General features: G+C 72.9%; 13 protein-coding genes. 7 read left to right on the top strand and 6 right to left on the bottom strand.

The annotated features are described in order from the left end of the window. Window positions 1-272: 272 nt before the first annotated feature. Complete coding sequence (locus tag PV410_RS21425) at window positions 273-2,084, bottom strand: phosphoenolpyruvate carboxykinase (GTP) (protein ID WP_500326769.1); 1,812 nt, start codon at window positions 2,082-2,084, stop codon at window positions 273-275. A 254-nt stretch (window positions 2,085-2,338) separates the two neighbouring features. Here PV410_RS21425 and trhA point away from each other — a divergent pair, with 254 nt between their 5' ends. Next, entirely contained in the window at window positions 2,339-3,040 is a 702-nt protein-coding gene (trhA, locus tag PV410_RS21420) for a PAQR family membrane homeostasis protein TrhA (RefSeq protein WP_499513678.1), read from the top strand. Between the two features lie 88 nt (window positions 3,041-3,128). Here the strand turns inward: trhA and PV410_RS21415 are convergent, their stop codons facing one another. Further along, complete coding sequence (locus PV410_RS21415; protein WP_500326767.1) at window positions 3,129-4,295, bottom strand: acyltransferase family protein; 1,167 nt, start codon at window positions 4,293-4,295, stop codon at window positions 3,129-3,131. Between the two features lie 199 nt (window positions 4,296-4,494). Here PV410_RS21415 and PV410_RS21410 point away from each other — a divergent pair, with 199 nt between their 5' ends. Together PV410_RS21410 and PV410_RS21405 are read left to right on the top strand one after the other, a co-directional pair. Continuing rightward, window positions 4,495-6,036 (top strand): MFS transporter, encoded by a 1,542-nt coding sequence (locus PV410_RS21410; RefSeq protein WP_500326765.1) that lies wholly within the window; start codon window positions 4,495-4,497, stop codon window positions 6,034-6,036. Continuing rightward, window positions 6,033-6,644 (top strand): acyl-CoA-like ligand-binding transcription factor, encoded by a 612-nt coding sequence (locus tag PV410_RS21405; RefSeq protein ID WP_500326763.1) that lies wholly within the window; start codon window positions 6,033-6,035, stop codon window positions 6,642-6,644. Before PV410_RS21410 ends, PV410_RS21405 begins: the two co-directional genes overlap by 4 nt. 109 nt (window positions 6,645-6,753) lie before the next feature. Here PV410_RS21405 and PV410_RS21400 read toward each other — a convergent pair whose 3' ends face one another. Beyond that, window positions 6,754-8,784 carry a thioredoxin domain-containing protein gene (locus PV410_RS21400; protein WP_500326761.1) on the bottom strand — a complete coding sequence of 677 codons (2,031 nt, stop codon included), beginning with the start codon at window positions 8,782-8,784 and terminating at the stop codon, window positions 6,754-6,756. A gap of 138 nt (window positions 8,785-8,922) precedes the next feature. Here PV410_RS21400 and PV410_RS21395 point away from each other — a divergent pair, with 138 nt between their 5' ends. Further along, window positions 8,923-9,921 carry a helix-turn-helix domain-containing protein gene (locus tag PV410_RS21395; RefSeq protein ID WP_500326759.1) on the top strand — a complete coding sequence of 333 codons (999 nt, stop codon included), beginning with the start codon at window positions 8,923-8,925 and terminating at the stop codon, window positions 9,919-9,921. Window positions 9,922-9,982: 61 nt separating this feature from the next. Here PV410_RS21395 and PV410_RS21390 read toward each other — a convergent pair whose 3' ends face one another. Then, entirely contained in the window at window positions 9,983-13,300 is a 3,318-nt protein-coding gene (locus PV410_RS21390) for a S8 family serine peptidase (protein WP_500326757.1), read from the bottom strand. A gap of 294 nt (window positions 13,301-13,594) precedes the next feature. On the opposite strand from PV410_RS21390, the gene PV410_RS21385 reads away from it, so the two are divergent. Continuing rightward, window positions 13,595-16,756 (top strand): AAA family ATPase, encoded by a 3,162-nt coding sequence (locus PV410_RS21385; protein WP_500326755.1) that lies wholly within the window; start codon window positions 13,595-13,597, stop codon window positions 16,754-16,756. Window positions 16,757-16,838: 82 nt separating this feature from the next. Further along, window positions 16,839-17,150 (top strand): hypothetical protein, encoded by a 312-nt coding sequence (locus tag PV410_RS21380; protein WP_500326753.1) that lies wholly within the window; start codon window positions 16,839-16,841, stop codon window positions 17,148-17,150. Between the two features lie 49 nt (window positions 17,151-17,199). Here PV410_RS21380 and PV410_RS21375 read toward each other — a convergent pair whose 3' ends face one another. Both PV410_RS21375 and mca read right to left on the bottom strand, forming a co-directional pair. Next, entirely contained in the window at window positions 17,200-17,472 is a 273-nt protein-coding gene (locus PV410_RS21375; protein WP_500326751.1) for a hypothetical protein, read from the bottom strand. A gap of 4 nt (window positions 17,473-17,476) precedes the next feature. Further along, window positions 17,477-18,349 (bottom strand): mycothiol conjugate amidase Mca, encoded by an 873-nt coding sequence (mca, locus tag PV410_RS21370; RefSeq protein WP_500326843.1) that lies wholly within the window; start codon window positions 18,347-18,349, stop codon window positions 17,477-17,479. A gap of 107 nt (window positions 18,350-18,456) precedes the next feature. Between mca and PV410_RS21365 the strand changes: the two genes are divergently transcribed. After that, window positions 18,457-18,867: a DUF4307 domain-containing protein gene (locus PV410_RS21365; RefSeq protein WP_500326749.1), complete on the top strand. Its 411-nt coding sequence runs from the start codon at window positions 18,457-18,459 to the stop codon at window positions 18,865-18,867. The last annotated feature ends 50 nt before the right edge of the window (window positions 18,868-18,917 follow it).

Raw genomic sequence — 18,917 nt, 5'->3', positions numbered from 1 at the left:
CCCACCGCCGGGCCGCCCGCCCGCGCCGCACACACGGTGAGGGTCGGGCCGCCCGGAATCCGGTGGGGCCTAGGCCGTGTCGTCAAATGCCCGCCTGCCCAGCGACGCCCGGCACGGCACTCCCCCAGCCTTCGGCCGGGGGTGCCCCCACGCTGCGTTGTCGAATCGTCCGAGTAGCCCACTACGAGGACGACTCTCCGCCTTGCGATGCACCGCACCAGACGCCGCTGGGCCCGCCCTCCGGGCGGCCGGCGCTCATTTGACGACACGGCCTAGTCCAGACGCTTGACCAGGGCCCGGTACTCGTCCCACAGCTCCTTCGGCGTGTGGTCGCCGAAGGTCTCCAGGTGGGACGGGATGAGCGAGGCCTCGTGCCGCCAGGTGTCGACGTCGACCGAGAGCAGCAGGTCGAGGTCCGCCTGGGAGATGTCCAGGCCGCTGGTATCGAGGGAGCCCTCGGCCGGCAGGACGCCGATCGGGGTCTCGACGCCCTCGGCCTGGCCGTTGAGGCGCTCGACGATCCACTTCAGCACGCGGCTGTTCTCGCCGAAGCCCGGCCACACGAACCGGCCGTCCGCGTCCTTGCGGAACCAGTTCACGTAGTAGATCTTCGGGAGCTTGCCGGCCTCGTGCTTCTGGCCGAGCTTGACCCAGTGGCCGAAGTAGTCGCCCATGTTGTAACCGCAGAACGGGAGCATCGCGAACGGGTCGCGGCGCAGCTCGCCGACCTTGCCCTCGGCGGCGGCGGTCTTCTCGGAGGCGACGTTGGCACCGAGGAAGACACCGTGCTGCCAGTCGAAGGACTCGGTGACCAGCGGTACGGCCGAGGCACGGCGGCCGCCGAAGAGGATCGCCGAGATCGGCACGCCCTTGGGGTCCTCCCACTCGGGCGCGATGGTCGGGCACTGGCTGGCCGGGACGGTGAAGCGGGCGTTGGGGTGGGCGGCCGGGGTCCCGGACTCCGGCGTCCAGGAGTTGCCCTTCCAGTCCGTGAGGTGGGCCGGGAGCTCCTCGGTCATGCCCTCCCACCAGACGTCGTTGTCGTCGGTGAGGGCGACGTTGGTGAAGACCGAGTTGCCCCACAGGGTCTTCATCGCGTTGGCGTTGGTGTGCTCGCCGGTGCCCGGCGCGACGCCGAAGAAGCCCGCCTCGGGGTTGATCGCGTAGAGGCGGCCGTCCTCGCCGAAGCGCATCCAGGCGATGTCGTCGCCGATGGTCTCCACGGTCCAGCCGGGGATGGTCGGCTCCAGCATGGCGAGGTTGGTCTTGCCGCAGGCGCTCGGGAAGGCGGCGGCCACGTACTTGGCCTCGCCCCGCGGCGGCGTGAGCTTGAGGACGAGCATGTGCTCGGCCAGCCAGCCCTCGTCCCGTGCCATGACCGAGGCTATGCGCAGGGCGTAGCACTTCTTGCCGAGCAGGGCGTTGCCGCCGTAGCCGGAGCCGTAGGACCAGATCTCACGGCTCTCGGGGAAGTGCGAGATGTACTTGGTGGAGTTGCACGGCCACGGGACGTCCTCCTGGCCGGGCTCCAGCGGGGCGCCGACGGAGTGCACGGCCTTGACGAAGAAGCCGTCCTCGCCGAGCTCGTCCAGCACGTCCTGGCCCATGCGCGTCATGGTCCGCATGGCGGTGGCGACGTACGCGGAGTCGGTGATCTCCACGCCGATCGCGGACAGCTCAGAGCCGAGCGGGCCCATGCAGAACGGGACGACGTACATGGTGCGGCCGCGCATGGCGCCGCGGAAAAGACCCTGCCCCCCTGTGAAGATCTCCCGCATCTCGGCGGGGGCCTTCCAGTGGTTGGTCGGGCCGGCGTCCTGCTCCCGCTCGGAGCAGATGAAGGTGCGGTCCTCCACACGAGCGACGTCGGTCGGGTCGGAGGCGGCGTAGTACGAGTTGGGGCGCTTGATCGGGTCGAGCTTCTTGAAGGTGCCCTTCGAGACGAGCTCGTCCGCGAGGCGCTGGTACTCCTCCTCGGAGCCGTCGCACCACACGATCTCGTCCGGCTGGGTCAGCTCGGCGATCTCGCCGACCCATGCGATCAGGTCCTGGTGATTGGTGGGAGCCGCATTGACGCGCGCCACGATCGCTCCGTTCCGCCCGGTGTGCACTCACCTGGCGTCAGATTCCGAGGGTGTGTTGTCGGCCCCTTGGGGGCTGCGACCCGGATGCTGCTGTCGTGGGATGCTCATCCGGTGCCGTCCGCACTCATATGAGTATCAGGACAGGAAACGCGATCTGTCCAGGGCGCGTGGGGTGAGCATCGCCACTCCCAACGTCCGGCGACACCCCGTACTACGGATCGGTAACCTACGCAACCGTAGGTAGCATTGCTTTCATGAGCTCCGTGGACGAGACTCCCGTTGTGCCCGCCGCCCTTGAAGAACTCGCATCCGCTGCCGCCCCCTTGAAGCCCAAGCTGAGGGGGTGGCTCCATGCCGGGATGTTCCCCGCAGCCCTTGTCGCCGGGGTCGCCCTGACCGCCTTCGCCGAGAGCACCCGCGGGCGGATCGCCTGCGCCGTCTTCACGCTCACCGCCTGCGCGCTGTTCGGCGTGAGCGCGCTCTACCACCGCGGCGACTGGGGCCCCCGGGCCTCGGCGGTGCTGCGCCGGCTGGACCACGCGAACATCTTCCTGATCATCGCGGGGACCTACACACCCTTCACGCTCCTGCTGCTGCCGGACGGCAAGCAGGAGGTCCTGCTCTGGCTCGTCTGGGCCGGGGCCCTGGCGGGCATCGCGTTCCGGGTCTTCTGGGTGGGCGCGCCGCGCTGGCTCTACACGCCCTGCTACATCGCGCTCGGCTGGGCGGCGGTCTTCTTCCTGCCCGACTTCATGCGGAAGGGCGGCATCGCGGTGCTCGTCCTGATCGTCGTGGGCGGCCTGCTGTACAGCGTCGGAGCGGTGATCTACGGAACGAAGCGGCCCAACCCCTCGCCCCGCTTCTTCGGCTTCCACGAGGTCTTCCACTCGTTCACGCTGGCCGCGTTCATCGTGCACTACGTCGGCATCTCGCTGGTGGCCTACAACCACGCCTAGGCCCCGCGCCCGCCGAACGCCGAGGCCCCGACGCGAACGCCCCCCACCCGCCTGCGGGTGGGGGGCGTCCGGCGTCCCGGGGCGGCCGTCAGACCCTGCGGCGCCAGCGGTCGGGGATCCAGCGGGTCAGCAGGCGATTGGCGGGCTCCTCGACGAAACGGTGGAGGGCCCAGGACATCGCGAACACGACGACGGCCATGCCGATCATGCTGAAGAGCGCCGAGTTCTCGTCCGGGATCCTGCCCCACCTGTAGGTCGAGAACCGGCTCACCGCGTGGTGCAGGAGGTAGAAGCTGTACGACCACATGCCCAGCGAGATCAGCAGCGGGTTGTGGAGCACGCTGCGGTGCCCCGCGATGTCCCGCTGGACGAACGCGACCATGATCAGGACGGCGAGCACGGCGATGACCGGGCGCAGCGTGTAGTCCAGCTGCGCGTCGTACCCGCTCGACAGGTGCGCACGCAGCTGCACGTAGGCGTAGACGTAGGCGAGCAGCAGCGCCACGGGCACGAAGGGCCGCAACGGGATCCGCCACCCGCGGCGGATCAGCAGGGCCATCGTCATGCCCAGCAGGAACTCGGGCAGGTACACCACCGGGTGCCGCATGATCCAGCGCGCCATGGGCCCGTCCAGCGTCGCGGAGGCCCACCAGTCCACCGCCCACATCCCGACCAGGCCGGCGACCGTCACGGCGACCAGCAGGGGCGTGCGCAGCCGGACGACGACGCGGGCGAGCAGCGGGAACAGGGCGTAGAAGAGGACCTCGACGCCCAGGGTCCAGGTCACCGGATTGCCGGGCAGCGTGGGCGTGGCGTGCGGGAACCAGTTCTGGACGAAGAAGAGCGAGGCGATGACGTACTTCCAGTCGATGGGCACGTGTGCCTTGACGTAGAAGACGTAGACCGCCGGCACGGCGGCGACCAGGGCCGCCGGCCAGATGCGCGCCACACGCCGCCAGTAGAACGCGACCGGATGCTCCTGCGGCTTGAACACCCAGGTCAGCAGGAAGCCCGAGAGGACGAAGAAGAAGGTCACGCCGTGGGCGCCCATCTCCGAGTACGGGAAGATCGCGGGGGCACGTCCGTAGCCCGTCGCGCCGCCCAGCCCCGTGAAGTGGTGCGCGAACACGGCGAAGGCGGCGAAGAACCGCAGACTCGTCAGCGAGTCGAGCCGTGACGGAAGTACGGATGCGCGCGGCGCGGACGACGTGGGTTTCGCTTCCCGGTCGCTCCGGGAGGCATCTACGACTGGCACTTGATCTTCTCTGATTCTTCCGAAGGACACCCTGGCGTCACCGGGCACAAGGGTCGCATTTTCCTATCACCCCGGCGGGCCGTGTCAAGGCGACGCCGGGCTTCCGCACGTCTGGGGGTGACAGTTACTCTTTTTTGAGAGTCACTGTCATTTGAAGGTGACTTTCGGATGCTGCCCCGTGCCCGCAGGAGGAGACCCCATGGCGACGACGGCCGATCCACGGCGCTGGTGGGCCCTGGGGGCCCTGGTGGCGAGCATGCTCGTGCTCGGCTTCGACATGACGATCCTCAACGTCGCACTGCCGACCATGGCCGCGGAGCTGGGTGCGGACACAGGCGACCAGCAGTGGATCGTCGACGGCTACACGGTGGTCTTCGCCGCCGTCATGCTCCCCGGGGGCCTGCTGGGCGACCGCTGGGGACGGCGGCGGATGCTCGTCGCCGGGCTCGGGATCTTCCTCGCCGGTTCGGTGCTCGGCGCCCTGGTGGACAGTCCGGGACCGGTCGTCGCCGCCCGCACGGTGATGGGCCTGGGCGCGGCACTCGTCATGCCGCTGGCCCTGTCCGTCCTGCCCTCGCTGTTCGGGCCCGAGGAGCGCTCCAGGGCGGTCGGCGCGGTCACCGCCGCCATGGCGCTGGGGTTGCCGCTCGGGCCGATCATCGGCGGCACCCTGCTCGACCACTTCTGGTGGGGCTCGGTCTTCGTGGTCAACATCCCGCTCGTCGTCCTCGGCATCGCCGCCTGCCTGTTCCTGCTGCCCGAGACCAGCGACCCCGCCACGCCCCGCGTCGACCCGCCCAGCACCGTCCTCGCGGTGGCCGGGCTCGGCGCGCTGGTCTTCGGCATCATCGAGGGGCCGCGCCGGGGATGGGGCGACCCGCTGGTGCTGCTGACGCTGTCCTCGTCCGTCGCGCTGCTGACCGGGCTGGTGCTCCGCGGACGCCGGCTGGAGCGGCCCATGCTCGACCTCGGTCTGCTGCGGCAGCGGGGCTTCCTGTGGAACGCGGTCGCCGCGACGCTGGTGACCTTCATCCTCACCGGTCTGCTCTTCGTCCTGCCGCAGTACCTGCAGGCCGTGCTCGGCAACGACGCCCTCGGCACCGGCCTACGGCTGCTGCCGATGATGGGTGGCCTGCTCGTCGCCGCCCGGGGCAGCGCTCCGCTGGTCGCGCGGTTCGGGCCGCGGCCGGTCGTCACGGCGGGGCTGCTCCTGCTCACCGCGGCCGCGGCGCTCGGCAGCCGCACGGACGTCCACGACGGCTACGGGGCGACCGCGCTGTGGCTGTCCGTCACCGGTTTCGCCTTCGGCTTCGCGATGATCCCCGCCATGGACGCGGCACTGGGCGCGCTGCCCGGCGACCGCGCGGGCAGCGGCTCAGGACTCCTGATGACCCTGCGGCAGACCGGCGGCGCCATCGGTGTCGCCCTCCTGGGCAGCCTGCTGGCGGGCGCCTACACCGACCGTCTCGCCACCACGGGCCTGCCCGCGGCGGCGGCCGACGCCGCCTCGGGTTCCGTGGGGGCCGCGCACGCGGTCGCGGCCGCCCTCGGCGACCCGGCGCTCGCCGCCTCGGCGGACGCGGCGTACGTGCACGGGATGGACCTCGCCCTGCTGGCCTGCGCCGCCGCCTCGCTCGTGGCGGCCGTGCTGACCGCGCTCCTCCTCCCCGACGTCCGCACCGGCCAGGAGGTGCCCGGCACCGCGCGGATGGCCCCGCCCGCCGTCGATGCACGACAATGACGAACGTGACCGTACCGACCAGACCGAGCCTGCGCGAACGCAAGAAGATCCGGACCCGGCGGGCCATCCGCCGCGCGGCCTACCGGCTCTTCGAGGCGCAGGGGTACGACGGCACCACCGTCGAGCAGATCGCGGCCACGGCCGAGGTCTCGGCCAGCACGGTCTTCCGGTACTTCCCCTCCAAGGAGGACATCGTCCTCTCCGACGAGTACGACCCCGTCATGGTGGCCGAACTGCGCGCCCGCCCGGCGCATGAGCCCATCGTCGCCTCGCTGCGGCACGCCCTGCTGGGGCCGCTGCGCGAGATGCTCGCCGACGAGGGCGAGTTCGAGGAGATGCGGCAGCGGCTGCGGCTGGTGCGCTCGGTGCCCGCCATCCGCGCCCGCATGGGCGAGAACATCCAGGAGTCCAGCCGCCTGCTGGCCTCCGTCACCGCCGAGCGCCTCGGGCGCCCCGCGGACGACTTCGAGATCCGGGTCGTCGTCGCGGCGCTGATCGGGGCCTGGTCCGAGGCCGTCTTCCACTGGCTCGACTCGGACGGCACCGCCGACCTCGCCGCCGTCCTCGACCGCTCGCTGGACCTCCTCGCGGCCAACCTCTGCCGCTGACGATCGGGATGCCCCTCAACGTCGGTCCGCACAAGGCCGGTTCACCGACCGGCCCTGCGCGCGAGGGAGGTGCCGGCGGACGCCGCGCGGCCGCACGACGCGGAGCGCCTCAGCGGGCGCCCAGTTGCTCCGCCAGGGCCTGCGGGTCCGCGGTCGGCGCCGCGCACACGAAGTGCCGGCAGACGTAGGCCGCGGGGCGGCCGTCGAGCAGCGGGCGGTCGGCCAGGAGGGCGTACTCGTCCGTGGCGGGCTCCCCCACCGCGACCACCGCGCCCGGGGCGGTGCCCAGCAGCGCGGTGCGGTGCAGCGCCGCCGTGCCGGCGTCGCCCGCGGGGCCGACCACGGCGACCTCGCGCGGGCCGTCGAGCGCCGCCTCGGCGACCGCCAGCCCCCAGCCGATGAACCGCGGCACCCGTCCGGCGAGGGCGCCCACGACGCCCAGCGCCCGTTCGGCGGCCTCGCGGTGGCGGGACGAGCCGGTGTACGCGGCGTACGACAGCAGCGCGCCGGCCGCGGCCGTCCAGCCCGAGGGGGCGGCGTTGTCGGTCGGGTCCTGCGGGCGGCGGATCAGCGTCTCGGCGTCGTCGGCGGTGTCGTAGAGCGTGCCGTCCTCCCCGGTGAAGTGCCGCAGCACGGAGTCGAGCAGGAGCCCGGCGAGGTCCAGCCACACGCCCTCGCCGGTCACCGCGGCGAGCGCGAGGAAGCCCTCCGCGACGTCGGCGTAGTCCTCCAGCACGCCGGCGTTGCCGCCCACCGTGCCGTCCCGCGAGGTCCGGGCGAGCCGGCCGCGGGCGTCCATGTGGACCCGCACCAGCAGGTCCGCGGCCTCGACGGCGGCCGCGACCAGGTCCGGGCGCTCGAAGTACGCGCCGGTCTCGGCGAGCGCGGCGACCGCCAGCCCGTTCCAGGCGGCGACGACCTTGTCGTCGCGGCCTGGGCGGGGCCGTCCCTCCCGCGCGGTGAACAGCCGCCGGCGCACCGATGCGATCCGCCCGGCGTCCACGAAGCCGCCGTCGGCGGGGAGTTGGAGCACGGACGCGCCCTCCTCGAAGGTGCCGTCCTCCGTGACGCCGAAGTACTCGGCGGCCAGCGCCGCGTCCTCCTTGCCGAGGGCCTCCTCCAGCTCCGCCGGCGTCCAGACGTAGAACGCGCCCTCGCCGTGGCCGCCGCCCGGCTTGTCGCTGTCCGCGTCGAGCGCGGAGGCGAACCCGCCCTCGTGGGTGCGCAGCTCCCGGACGAGGAAGTCCGCGGTCTCCAGGGCGACCCGGCGGGCCAGGTCGGAGCCGGTGGCGCGCCACAGGTGGGCGTAGAGCCGGCAGAGCAGGGCGTTGTCGTAGAGCATCTTCTCGAAGTGCGGCACGACCCACTTGCGGTCCACGGAGTAGCGCGCGAAGCCGCCGCCGAGCTGGTCGTAGATGCCGCCGCGGGCCATCGCCTCACAGGTGTCCCGCGCCATCTGCAGGGCGCCCTCGGAGCCGGTGCGGGCGTGGTGCCGCAGCAGGAACTCCAGGGCCATCGACGGCGGGAACTTCGGCGCGCCGCCGAACCCGCCGTACGAGGGGTCGTAGTCCCGGGTGAGCCCCAGCAGTGCCGCCGCGAGCTGCTCCTCCCCAGGGGCGGCCGTCCCGCCGAGGGTGAGCGAACGTCCGCCCAGGTCCTTCACGATGCTCGCCGCGACCGCCCCGACCTCCTCGCGCCGCTCGCGCCAGGCGGCCTCCACGCCCTCCAGCACCTGCCGGAACGAGGGCATGCCGTGCCGCGGGGCGGGCGGGAAGTAGGTGCCGAAGTAGAACGGCTCGCCCCCGGGCGTCAGGAAGACCGTCATCGGCCAGCCGCCCTGCCCGGTCGCCGCCTGCACGGCCTCCATGTAGACGGCGTCAACGTCGGGGCGTTCCTCGCGGTCGACCTTCACCGGCACGAAGTGCTCGTTGAGGTACGCGGCGGTCGCCTCGTCCTCGAACGACTCCCTGGCCATGACGTGGCACCAGTGGCAGCTGCTGTACCCCACGCTGAGCAGCACCGGCACCCCGCGGTCCCGGGCCTCCGCGAAGGCCCCCTCGCCCCACGGCCACCAGTGCACCGGGTTGTCGGCGTGCTGCAGCAGGTACGGGGACGTGGAACCGCTCAGTCGATTGACCATGCCCCCAGCCTCACACATCGCGCCGCCCGGCGTCCCGTCCCCGCGCGGCGAGCCCGGTTGCCCGCGGCAACGGACGTTGTCCGCAGCCGTTCGTGCTGATGGAATCGACCGGCGGACGGTGCTGCGAGAGGGGCCGACATGCTGGAGACGGTGGGTCTCACGGCCGCCGAGGCCGAGGTGTACCGGCTGCTGCTCGTCACCGAGTCGGCGTCCGCAGAGGAGATCTGCGGACGTACCGACCTCGGCCCCCCGGCGGTCGTACGGCTGCTGCTCGCGCTGGAGGCCAAGGGACTGGCGTACGCGCTGGAGGAGAGCCCCGGCGCGTACGCGGTCATCCCGCCGGAGGTCGCCCTGGTACCCCGGCTGCAGCGCCACGCGGAGGCACTGGAGCAGGACCGGGCGGTGGTGCTCGGGCTGGTGGAGACCTACCGCCGCAGCGCGCGCTCCTGGGGAGCGGGGGAGGCGATCGAGGTCATCAGCGGCGCGGCGGCGCTGCGGCAGCGTCTGCGGCAGCTCCAGGACGGCGTCCGCCACGAGATGCTGTGGTTCTGCAAGGCCCGCCACGTGGCGATGCCCGCGGGGAGCAACCGCGAGGAGTACGACGCGCTGGGCCGGGGCGTGCTGTACCGGGTCCTGTACGAGCAGGCCTACTTCGACGACCCCGGTGCGGTGGACAACGTCGTCAAGGGGGTGCGCGCCGGCGAGGTCGCCCGGGCGGTGCCCAGGCTGCCCCTGCGAATGGCGGTGGCCGACCGGTCGCTGGCCGTCCTGCCGCTGTCCTCCGCCGGTACGCCGGCCGGTCCGCGGGAGCTCAAGACGGCGCTGGTGCGCGAGAGCAGCCTGCTGGAGGCGCTGATCGACCTGTTCCAGCACTACTGGGAGGTCGGCGCACCGCTGCGGGTGACCGAGGAGGGGCAGATCGGCGGTGCGGGCCCGGAGGATCCGGCGGCGCCGGTCGCGGAGGACCGGCACCTGCTCTCCCTGATGGTCGCCGGCATGACCGACGAGGCGATCGCCGGGCAGTTGCGCGTGAGCAAGCGCACCGTCCAGCGGCGCATCCAGGGGCTGATGAGCCTCGCGGGCGTCGCCACCCGCATGCAACTGGGCTGGCACGCGGCCCGCCGCAACTGGCTCTGAGCCGACGGCGGTACGGGGCCCGCCGGACGGATCCGGCGGGCCCTGCCGTGCCGTTCGGCGGCTACTTGAGCAGGTAGGCCTTGATCACGGTCTGCTTGAAGGAGTTGCCCGCCGCGTCCTTGACGTAGGTGCGGAGGCTGACCGAACCGCCCGAGGAGCGGCGCGGGTGGTCCACGGTCACGGTGCGCTTCGTCCCGGAGCCCTTGACCTTGGCGGTGTGCCAGGTCCTGCCCTCGTCGTAGGAGACCTCGACGGTGAAGGTGCGGACGGGCGACTCGGCGGCACCGACCGGACGCTGGACCAGGGCCGGGATGTCGAAGCGGCGTCCGGCCTCGGCCCGGTTCCACTCGTCCAGCCGGGGCGACATGAGCACGGCCATCATCGGCAGTGCCTGCCGGGTCGCCGTCGTCTGCGACCGGAACCGCCACTCGGACTTCAGGCGCGTGGAGATGGTGCTGGGGACGAGGTCGCGCTCCTGCGCGAACGTCGCGACGTAGTCGGCGGGGGTGACGTCGGCCGGCACCGTGGCGAACCCGCGGTTGGTCGAGACGACTTCACCGTTGCGTCGCAGCTCCCACTCGGGCCGGCTGCTGGACGTCGTCCCGGCCACCACGTCGAGGTTCCCGTTGGCGGCGTCCTGGATCGCGAACGTCATGGCGTCGCCCTCACGGGAGGTGATCATCACCTCGGGCGAGAAGCCCGAGCCCTGGACGCCCTGGTTCCAGCGCTCCTCGAAGCTTCCGGCCTTGTAGCTGTGCAGGCGGCTGAGGAAGCTCTGCCCGTGGGCGTCCGGCCTGGTGAAGAAGTTCTGCTCGAAGACGCTCTGCCAGCGCAGGTCCTCGGACGGCGAGAAGTAGTCCACCCGCCGGTTCGGGAGCGGGAGTCCGTCCATCCCGTGGACCCAGCGGAGCTTGCCGAGGGTCAGCCACACACTGCGGTACGCGGTGGTGTCCGGCGCGGTGGCGGCGAGGGTGCTGTTCACCGTGGCCAGCTGCGACGCACGGGGGCGGTAGCCGGGATCGGCCGGGATCGCCCCGCGCACCGGCCGGGTGAGGTAGTAGACCGAGGAGGGGTTCCCGTCGGCGCCCGCGGGATCGACCCAGATGGTGCTGACCAGGTAGGTGAACGCCGAGTCCTCGGACGTCGCCGTCGGGACGGCGTACACGTTCGTGATGCGGTCGCCGCCGATCGCGTCGTTCACGGGGACGGAGAACAGGTTGCCGTCCAGGGCGATGGTGCCGACCTCGGCGTACGTGATGCGGGCCGAGCGGCTCGGGGCCGAGACCGTGACGGGCTTGGCCCTCCGGGCGTCGATGGCGACGTCCCGGTCGGCGCTCATCACGACCTCCGGCGCGCCCACCACGGTGGCCTCGGTGTACTCCGCGTCGAAGAGGAAGCCGTTCACGGAGTAGGTCCTGCCGTCGCGCGGCACCCTCAGCTCGGTGCCGGACGTGCCGTGCAGCTCCACCTCGCGGACCTCGCCGTCGGCCGCGGTGACGAGCAGGTAGGCGTGGGCGGGGGCCTTGCCCGCGCGGTCCTTCACGGTGAGGCGGAGGCTGTGCGAGGGCTGCTCGACGTCCATGCCGACCGGGACGCGCACCGAGACGGCCCGGTCGGCGGTGGCCGCGATGACCGCGCCGCTGTACGCCGCGTACGTCGTGGCGGTCTCCGGGGTCGCGGTGACGGTGACGTCGGCGGTGCCGTGGGCGGGCACGGTGACCTGGTCGGCGCCGAGCCGGAACAGGCCCTGCGGCGCGGGCGTGCCCGCGCCGTGGGAGACGTTGAGCGACAGGCCGAGGGTGACCGGCGCGCTGCCCGGGTTGCGGTAGGTGATCGTCTTCTTCACCGGCGGCCGCGGGCCGTCGGTCCAGCGGATCTGCCCGAAGTCCACTGCGGTGGTCCCGGCGGTGACCTGCTGGCCGACCGCGCGGGCGACGTCGACCCGGCCCGCGCCCTGGAAGTAGGCGCCGCGCTCCTTGCCGGCCGCCGTCGACTGCATCAGCTGGCGCTTGACCTGCTCGGGCGTCCAGTCGGGGTGCTGCTGGAAGAGGATGGCGGCGGCACCGGCGACGTGCGGGGTCGCCATCGAGGTGCCGTCCATCGCGGTGTAGCCGTCCTCGGCGGTCGTTCCGCCCGCGCGGGCGGCGACGACGCCGACGCCGGGGGCGACGAGGTCGGGCTTGAGGCCGAAGTCGCCCACCCGCGGGCCGATCGAGCTGAAGTGGGCGAGCTCGTCGTCGAGGTCGGTGGCGCCGACGGCGAGCGCGCGGTCGGCGGAGGCGGGGGAACCGACCTTGCCGGGACCGCTGTTGCCGGCCGCGGCCACGACCAGGACGCCGTGGTCACGGGTGACGCTCTCGACCATGGCCTCGAGGGCGTCGGTCTCCGGGGTGTCGGTGTCGCCCAGGCTGAGGCTGATCACCTTGGCGCCGCGCTCGGCGGCCCAGGCCATGCCTTCGAGGACGTCGGAGTCGTCGCAGGAGCCGCCCGCGTTGCAGACCTTGCCCGACAGGATCCGCGCACCGGGCGCGACACCCTTGAACCGGCCGCCGGAGGCCGCGCCGGAACCGGCGACGGTCGAGGTGACGTGGGTGCCGTGGCCGTTCAGGTCGTCGGTGCCGGCCTCGGTGGTGAAGTTGGCGGACTCCTCGATGAGGCCCCCCAGGTCCGGGTGGTTCGGGTCGTACCCGGTGTCGAGCACCGCGACCTTGACGCCGTCGCCCCGGTAACCCTTCGCCCAGGCCTGGGGTGCCCCGATGTGCGGCACCGTCCGGTCGAGCTGGACCTTGGAGCGGCCGTCGAGCCAGACCCGGCGGATGCCCGCGCCGAAGGACGTGGCGCCCGCCTCGGCGGGGGCGATGTCCTTCCAGAACTCCGCGGCACCCGCACGGTCCTGGCCGAGGGTCGCGAAGGAGGTCCCGGCGATGGTGCGGACCCCGTCGGCACCGGCCGCGGTGAGGCGGCGTCCGGCGGTGCCCGCGTCACCCGCGTACTCGACGATGAGCGGCAGCCTCGACCGCTCGGCGTACTTCCCCCTGGCCAGGGCCGAGACGTTGAACAGCGCCTTGTCGAGGCGGTCAGCCGCGAGCAGGGGCAGCGCGTCGGCGGGTATGACCGACCAGTCGCCGCCGTTCTGGCGCTTGACGAAGGTGATGTGCTCCCGGCCCGCGGCCGGTTGGACCGAGACGCTCTGCCCGCCCGACGGGGCCGTCTCCAGCGTGACGCGGTCGCCGGTGATCAGGGTGACCTGGTGGCGGGAGGATCCGGTGGACCCGGCCGCCTCGCCCTGCACGGCCGCGTCGGCCCGCTCGGTGCCCTGGGCGGCGCCGGGGGTGGCGGTCAGACCCGCCAGCAGCGCGGCGAGGGCAGCGGCCGCCACATACTGCGGCCGAGGGGTTCCGGCCCTCGGTCGCCACCTGTAGTTCATCTGTCTCATGGGGCGACAGCGTGGCCCCGCCACCGGCGGCGGTCAGCACTTTCACCTGTCGGTCAGAGGACAAGTCACGTTTGCGCCATGACGCATGAGCGGCAAAGACGCCCAAAAGGCGTTCCTGCCGCCGCCCGGGGCGGGACGTCCGGGCGCGTCCGGGCGTGTCCGCCCGCGCACGCGGTGTCGCGATGTGACGTGTTCGGCAGGACACTTGGGGACGGGCGGCTACCGAGGGGGCCATGGGTGACGAAGCAGACGCCGCGACGGCAGACGCAACTGAGCACGTCCGACCGGGCCGAGGTGTTACGGCTGCTGGAACGCGCCGTCGCCGGTGAGCCGCAGGGCGGGCGCTCCGGCGAGGCGGAGGAGGCGCTGCGGCAGGCCCGGGCGGCGGTCGACGAGATAGCGGCCGCGGCGGCGGACGAGTACGGGGTGTACACCGCCGCGCTGGCGGCGGAACGCTCGGGCCGCCGGTCGTCGCTGGTCACCCCCGCGCTGGTGACCGCGGTCGCCGCCGTCGCGGCATGCGTGGCGGACCTCGGCTGGGGCACGCCGACCTCCACCGCGCTGGGCGTCGGCGGCGTGGTGGCGGTCACCGGCGCTGCGGTGACGGCCGCGCTGGCGACGGGCGGTGGCGGCACCCGGCCGCAGGACCTGCGGCAGGTCTGGCTGGAGGCCGTGGAACAGCGCGGTGTACGGCCGTTCCTGGAACGCCGGCGCGCCGCGCCGGCCCCCGCGAAGGTGCCGGCGCAGCGCCGCACCGACCGCAGCGCCGCCGCGCGGGGGCGCAGCGTCCTGGAGCAGTCCTTCGCCCAGCTTCCCGCCACCGAGGGGCCGTTCGCCGGCCGCCGGGACCCGCTGCGGCAGATCGCCCAGTGGGTGCACCAGGCGCGGGTCTCCCCGGCCTCGGAGCCCGTCGTGGTCGTCCTGCACGGCCAGGCCGGTTCCGGGCGCACCACGCTCGCCGTGCGCGCCGCCCAGCAGCTCAAGGACCAGTTCCGCGGCGCCTGCGTCGTCGACCTGCGCGGCGCCGCGCCCGGGGAGCGCCCGCTGCCCGTACGGGACGCGCTGCTGCACCTGCTCAACCGGCTCGGGGCGCCCCGCGAGCAACTCCTGTTCCGCGAGCGCACCTCCCAGGAACAGCATCTGCGGCGCCTGGCCGACCAGTACCAGAAGCACCTCACCGACGTGCCGGTCGTCATCGTCCTCGACGACGCCGCCGGACCCGAGCAGATCCGCGCCCTGGTCCCGGAGCGCTCCGACAGCCTCGTCCTGGTCACGTCGGCCGAACCGCTCTCCCTCGACGTACCGGCGGCCCGCGTCTACGCCCTGCCGGTCGACCCGCTCGGGGCTGAGGCGTCACGGGAGCTGCTGGCCGGCCTGTCGTCCGGCGCCCTCACGACGGCGGACGGCGCCGGTGCCGCCGACGCCGTACGGCGGCTGTGCGGCGGGCTGCCGCTGGCGCTGCGCATCGCGGGCAGTTCGCTGCCCGACCGGGGCGCGGAGCGGCTGGCCGCCGACCTGGCGGCGTACGGCCCGGTGGGCCCGGTCGACCGGGCGCTGGCGCTGCGTTACCACGACCAGCCCGAGCCGGCCCGCCGGCTGCTGCGGCGGCTGGCGCTCGCCGGGCGGACGAGCCTCGGCGCGGCGGCCGCCGCGGCCCTGCTGGGGGCGGAGGAGCAGGAGGCGGCCCGGCGGCTGGGCGAACTGGCCTCGGCCGGTCTCATCGAGCACGTGCGCGGCAGCCGCTACCGGCTGCACGACCTCGTACGGCGCTTCGCGCACGCGCGCCTGCTGGACGAGGAGGACCCGGCCGAGCGGGCGGCCGCCCAGGAGCGCCTGATCCGCAGCTACGCCGAGCTGGCGGACGCGGTCATCCGGCTCGTCGACGGCCGGACCTCGACCCGCGCCGACCGTTTCGGGCCGCAGGGCTTCCCCTCCCTGGACCAGGCGCTGCGCTGGCTGGACGAGGAGTCGAGCTTCATCACCGCGGCGCTGCGGCACTCCGACGGAGTCGACCAGCGGGTGGTGCAGCACCTGCTCGGCGCGCTGTGCGACTACTGCCTGCTCCGCGGCGACCTGTACCGGCTGGGCGAGATCAGCGAACTGGCCCAGGCGCACCAGCGGGAGGCCGACCAGTCGGTGCTGGTCCGCTCGGTGCAGTGGCGCACCGGCATCGCCGCGCGGCAGCTCGGCGAGCTGGACAAGGCCCGCTCCACGCTGTCGTCGGTGGTCGACCTGTACTTCGAGGCGCAACACCCGGCGGGCGCCGCCCGCGCCCTGTGCAGCCTGGGCATCACGCTGCACCAGCAGGGCGGCCTGCGCGAGGCGGAGGCCAAGTTGCGGGAGGCCCTGGAACTGCAGGCCGGCGACGAGCTGCGGGCCGACCGGGCCTGGACGCAGCACGCGCTGGCCGCGGTGCTGCGCGACGCCGGCCGGCTGGCGGAGGCGCACGGACTGCTGGCCGAGTCGCTGGCGCTGCACCGGGAGAGCGAGAGCGTGCACGGCGAGGCCTGGGCCCACCTGCAGCTGGGGCAGCTGCTGCTGCGGCTCGGCGACGCCGGGCGCGGCGAGACCGAGCTGCGTACCGCGGGCGAGTGCTACGCCGCGACCCGCGACCCCCGCGGTGAGGCCTGGACCGTCACCCAGCTCGGCCGTGCCCGCCTGCTGCGCGGGGACGCAGGCGCCGCCCAGCACCTGCTGGGCGACGCCCTGGCCCGCCACCGCGCGAACGAGGACGCCCGCGGCGAGGCGTGGTCGCTGTACTACCTCGGCCAGGCGCTGGAGGAGGGCGGCGAACTGGACGCGGCCCTGCGGGCCCTGGAGCGCTCCCGCACCATGTTCAGCCGGATGCGGGACGTCTACGGGCTGGCCTGCGCCCGCCACCACTCCGGCCGGGTCACTCGTGACCAGCGGGCGGCGCTCACCGGCAACCTGCGCAACAGTGGTTTCGCCCGCCAGCTCCTGCAGGACGCCCGCGCCGACTTCCACCGCGTGGGGGTGCCGCACGGCGAGGGCTGGTCCTGTGTGGAGCTCGCCGTCGTCGACGCCGGCAACGGGCGGGTCCCTGCGGCCCTGGAGCTGGTGCGGGAGGCGGAGCGGCTCTTCGCCGGCCTGGACGACAGGCGCGGCCTGGCGTGGGCGCGCTTCCTGCAGTGCACGCTGCTGCCGCTGCTCTCGCGCGAGGGCGCCGCCGAGGCCCGCGGGCGGCTCGCCCGGCTGACGGACGACCCGTACGAGGGCCGCGACCTGGACCTGCAGGAGTACGCGGAGGCCTACGCCCTGCTGCTGGAGCGCGGCGTGGAGCCGGGCACGCCGTGGGAGGCCTGGCGGCTGGGCATGGTGCCGTCGCGGGGCGCCCGCATGGTGATGGCCGTGCCGGTGGACCGGGCGGTGGAGGGCTGAGGGCCCGGCCCAGCGTGTCACCCGCTCCGGGACGTCCCACGGGCGACAATCGCGACGGGGACCGACCGCGAGAGGACGAACCATGGACCGGCTGCCCGCTGCGCTCCAGCCCATCCGCGACCGGGAGCAGGCGCTGCCGCGCGAGGCCAGCATCTACCACGAGAGTCCGGTGCGGCACACGATCACCTTCGCCTGGCAGGCGCCGGAGGGCGTCGACGACGGCCTCGCCGTGATCATCTCCAGCGGGGCGCTCCCCGTACCGGCCGTCGGCGGGCACGTCGCCGTGCACGACCACGACGTGCGGGTGGTCGCGGTGCGGACCTCGTACACCCGCTCCGACGACGAGGGCGTCCCGCTGCTCTTCACACGGGTCACCGTCGCCGCGCCGGAGTGAGCGAGCCGCGACACCCCCTCCCGTGCCGGGAGGGGGTGTCCGGCGTGCCTCAGCCCTTGCTGCCGGGGCCCTCGGCGCCGGAGGCGGCGGAGGCGGCCGAGGCCTTGGCCGGCTCCGCGGGCTGCCCGGCCTGCTCCGGCTGCTCCTCGAAGTCGATCTTCTTGAACTGCTTGTTCATGTTCTTCATCAGCCACCACAGGGAGAGGCCGATGAGGGCGAAGATGACGAAGCCGAGGAGGCCGGGCGTCACCTTGTTCTCGTCCAGGTCCTTGACGGCGAGGGGGACGAGCTGGGCTGCGGCCGTGCCGAATGTCGCGTTCACGCGCTCAATTCTCCCGGATGCCCGCGAAGAGGTCGTCCTCGGGGAGGGAGGTGTCCACCCGGGACTTCGCGAGCTCGTAGTCCTCGGTGGGCCAGATCTCCTTCTGGAGCTCCATCGGGACGTGGAACCAGGCGCCGTCGGGGTCGATCTGGGTGGCGTGGGCGAGCAGCGCCTTGTCACGGATCTCGAAGAAGTCCGCGCACGGCACGTGCGTGGTGATGTTGCGTTCCGGCCGGTCGGCGGTCTGCCAGCGCTCCAGCCACTCCCCGTACGGGGACTCCAGGCCGCGGGCGAGCAGGGCCTCGTGCAGGGCGACGGTGCGCTGCCGGTTGAAGCCCTGGTTGTAGTAGAGCTTCAGCGGCGTCCACGGCTCGCCGGCCTCGGGGTAGCGCTCGGGGTCGCCCGCGGCGTCGAAGGCGACCATCGAGATCTTGTGGGTCATGATGTGGTCGGGGTGCGGGTAGCCGCCGTTCTCGTCGTACGTGGTGATCACGTGCGGGCGGAACTCGCGGATAAGCTTCACCAGGGTGCCCGCGGCCTCGTCCACGTCCTGGAGGGCGAAGCAGCCCTCGGGCAGCGGGGGCAGCGGATCGCCCTCGGGGAGCCCGGAGTCGACGTAGCCGAGCCAGGACTGCTGGACGCCGAGGATCTCGCGCGCCTCGTCCATCTCCTTGGCGCGGACCTCGTGGATGTGCTCCTCGATGTACGTGTCGCCCTGCAGTTTGGGGTTGAGCACGGAACCGCGCTCGCCACCGGTGCAGGTGGCGACCAGGACGTCGACGCCCTCGGAGACGTACCTGGCCATGGTGGCCGCGCCCTTGCTGGACTCGTCGTCGGGGTGTGCGTGCACGGCCATCAGTCGCAGCTGCTCGGTCAAGGTCGGATCCTCAGTCATGGGTCGTAAGTAGCGGCTTCTATAGTGACCGAAGCGAGGGGCTGTTTGATTCCAAGGCGGGATTCCCCGGGCCCCGGGAGGACTGAACGATGAGCGCGGTGCGCGACGGACTGCCCCAGGGACGGTACGGGCGGGAGGCCGAGGCCGACGCGCGTGCGGACCGCAGGCTGCGGCTCGTCGGCTCGGTGCTCGGTGTGGTGCTGCTGCTGTTCGTCGGCTGGATCGGCTGGGACAAGCTCACCGGCACCGAGGTCAGCGCCGAACTGATCAAGTTCCAGGTCGTCTCCGACCAGGAGGTCCAGGTCCACATCGAGGTGCGCAAGGACACAGGGGTCACGGCGGTGTGCACCCTGCGTTCGCTCGCCGAGGACCACGGCGAAGTCGGCCGCAAGGACGTTCGCCTCAATCAGCACACCGGTCGCATCGACACCGTCGTCACCATTCGCACCACCAGTCGCGGCACTACCGCGGAACTGGTCGGCTGCGAGCCCGCCCGATGATCCGACCTGCCCGGTCATTCGCCCCCTGACCTGCGTTTATCGCTTCTTGA

The organism is Streptomyces sp. PA03-5A, assembly GCF_033792725.1.
In the GTDB taxonomy this organism is placed as follows: Bacteria; Actinomycetota; Actinomycetes; order Streptomycetales; family Streptomycetaceae; genus Actinacidiphila.
Note: the sequence above shows the minus strand (reverse complement) of the source record. Positions and strands in the feature narration are given on the sequence as shown.